The sequence below is a fragment of the Dyella sp. 2RAB6 genome (genome assembly GCF_052115385.1).
Classification (GTDB): domain Bacteria; phylum Pseudomonadota; class Gammaproteobacteria; order Xanthomonadales; family Rhodanobacteraceae; genus Dyella_D.
On sequence record NZ_JBFRGP010000048.1, the window covers coordinates 1 to 2490 of the forward strand.

The following is a 2490-nucleotide window of genomic DNA, read 5'->3' on the forward strand; positions in this document are numbered from 1 at the left end:
GAGAAATCGCCTTCACCACCCCTGACGGATGGTGGTCCTTCAATGAGCACCAGGGGACTCGCTATAAACCAAACGCATTCACCCCACCTAGGGAGCTGAGGACGTGAACGTCCACATTGGCCACCGAGGAGAGTCAACAGCGCTCGATCGGGAGAGCGTGCAATCGATGCGCAGCAAGGTATTGCACTTCGTCTAGTTGGGACGGACCCAGACAAGCTCGATGTCCTCCATGACGGCTTCTCGAAGCTCATTCAGCGATACGCCGAGAAGTTCATTGATGCCGCCGTGGCGCATCCCAAAGAAGATTCCATCACGCCGATAGGTTGCGCTCCACCTGACACGATCCGAGCGGGTGAGCTCGTACTCGCCCTCGTGTGGCGCTGACGCCTGCTGGCGCGCACTTGTTAGAGCGGCGCTGTATTTGGCGACAGAGAATTTATCGCGCAGGGCCATGTCGCCGGTCAGCCACAGGCAAAGATCACCATCAAGGGAAGGCACCTCTCTACTGCGAGCTAAGGGCAACGGGCGCGCGCTGCGCGCCCGACCTTCGCAGTTGCGGATGACCTTGCTGGGCTAGCAAACCCAGCGTGATTCAAACCACCTCAGCGCTGATACCTCATGCGGATCGAACGCCTAAGGCTTGGGTGCTGATCTCTTCTGCGCCCAGCCATTGCCCTGTCTTGCGGTGAATGCGCAGCGCCCGCGGATGACCGCCATGCGGTACTAGGACCAGATCTAGCGCAGAGTTTGTGGGGCCGCCGGGTTCGACACCCAGTCGGTACACCACGATGCGGGCAAAGGTGTCGGCCACGAGTTGCCGGGCTTTCAGTCGCGCATCGTAATCCTGGCTCTTCACACCAATCACCAGTTCGCGCCAAGCGTCGGCGGTCGACGACGCCTTCCGGGATACGGCGGCCCATTCCGCGTCGGCGTCGGCCACGTCCCGCCGAAGGCGCTCCAGCTCATCTTCCAGCGCGCGGATCTTACGGAGGATGATCGCGGGCGCAGCCCCGTCATCCTGCATCAGGGCATCGGTCAAGCGCTTGAGCTGCTTCTCCACGTCGGCGACGCGTGCTTTGGCAGCGGCGAGTTTCTGGCGAGCCGGCGGGTCGGCGGCGCCGCGTTCCAATAGGGCGTCTAGATTGATCTGGTCCGAACAGAACTCCAGTAGCGCCCGTTCGATCGGAGCGATGCTGGTGCTGCCACCCACCGGACAACGACGATAGGCCTGTCCGGAACCGCAGGACAGGCGACGATAGGTGTCATGGACCCGGCCGTCGTCGTCCTTTTTCCGGCTCATGAGGTTCTGAGCCACCATGGCCGACCCGCAATACCCGCACTGAGTGAGGCGTAGCCCGGTGATGACGCCAGGCAGTTCGCCTTTGCCCTTGCGCCGGCCCGACTGTCGGATCTGGCTCTGCAGTTCGTCGAAGTCCTCCGGACTCAGGATGGCCGGGTAGTAGTCGGACAGCGCGTAGTCGACGCCATCGACCGACAGGGTCTTGGTGCCGCGCAGGGCAGGCAGGCGGAACACCTTGTACAGGTGCGTCGCCCGGGTCCCTTTGTCCGAGACCGAGAGTCCGGCGGCATTGAGGCGATCGACAATGGCCACAGCCCCATGCCCGGCGCGGAACAAGTCGATGGCCATGCGGACAGCGTCGACCCGTTCCGGGATGAGGTGCCAGCCATCCGACTGCCAGGTGAGCCATTGGGGATCCTTGCCATTGCGGATACGACCGCGATAGGCACCGTCCAGCCACTGCTGGCACTGACGACGAATGGCCGCTTTAACCCGCTTGCTCTTGGTATCGCTTTCCTCATGTGCCCGGATCATCACCAGGAGGCTATGGACCAGCTCCATGGGATTGGCCTTCAGTCCCTCCCGGTTGTATTCCCGGCCATCGCTGGCGGTCACCACGGTGATGCCAGCATTGATGATCTGGGCGAGCTGTGCCTGAGCCTGAAGCGGTTCGGCACGGCTCAGCCGATCCAGACCTTCCACGACCAGCACGGACCCCGCGGCAATCTGGCCCTCGTCCACCGCGCTGAGAAAGGTGCCCAGGGCGCCTTGCTTTACATGGCGCTGGTGGTACGCGCTCAATCCTTCGTCGCGGAGGGAGAGCGAAGCATCGAGCTGCAACTGCCGGCGCTTGGCCCAGTTGGCCGCATACTCGGTCTGGCGATCGGCACTGCTGCCGGTGGACTGTCGAGCATCACTGAAGCGTAAATAGCTATAAACCTTGATGTTTGCGTCCACGTGAAGCATCGATCCCTGAGCAAGTTGCGAAGTCTATATGGGATCTCATGTGGTTGCCCAAAGTAGAAGTAACCAAGAAGAAAAGGCACCCTGCTTGGCGCCCTCCGCAGCTACGCTGCTGCGGGTCCGTGAGGGCTGGCCGGGCTTTTTGACAGGGCGTCCTGCCCTGTCAAAAAGGCGAGGACTTCCTGTCCTCGCCCCCTGCGGGGCCTTTTCGTCCAGCCCTCACCGCC

General features: G+C 62.2%; 2 protein-coding genes. Both read right to left on the reverse strand.

What is annotated here, in order from left to right; genetic code table 11:
- Positions 1-192 precede the first annotated feature (192 nt).
- Complete coding sequence (locus AB4083_RS22835) at positions 193-498, reverse strand: hypothetical protein (protein WP_441610792.1); 306 nt, start codon at positions 496-498, stop codon at positions 193-195.
- A gap of 118 nt (positions 499-616) precedes the next feature.
- On the reverse strand, positions 617-2257 hold the full coding sequence (locus AB4083_RS22840; RefSeq protein WP_441610793.1) for a recombinase family protein: 1641 nt from the start codon (positions 2255-2257) through the stop codon (positions 617-619).
- Between the last annotated feature and the right edge of the window lie 233 nt (positions 2258-2490).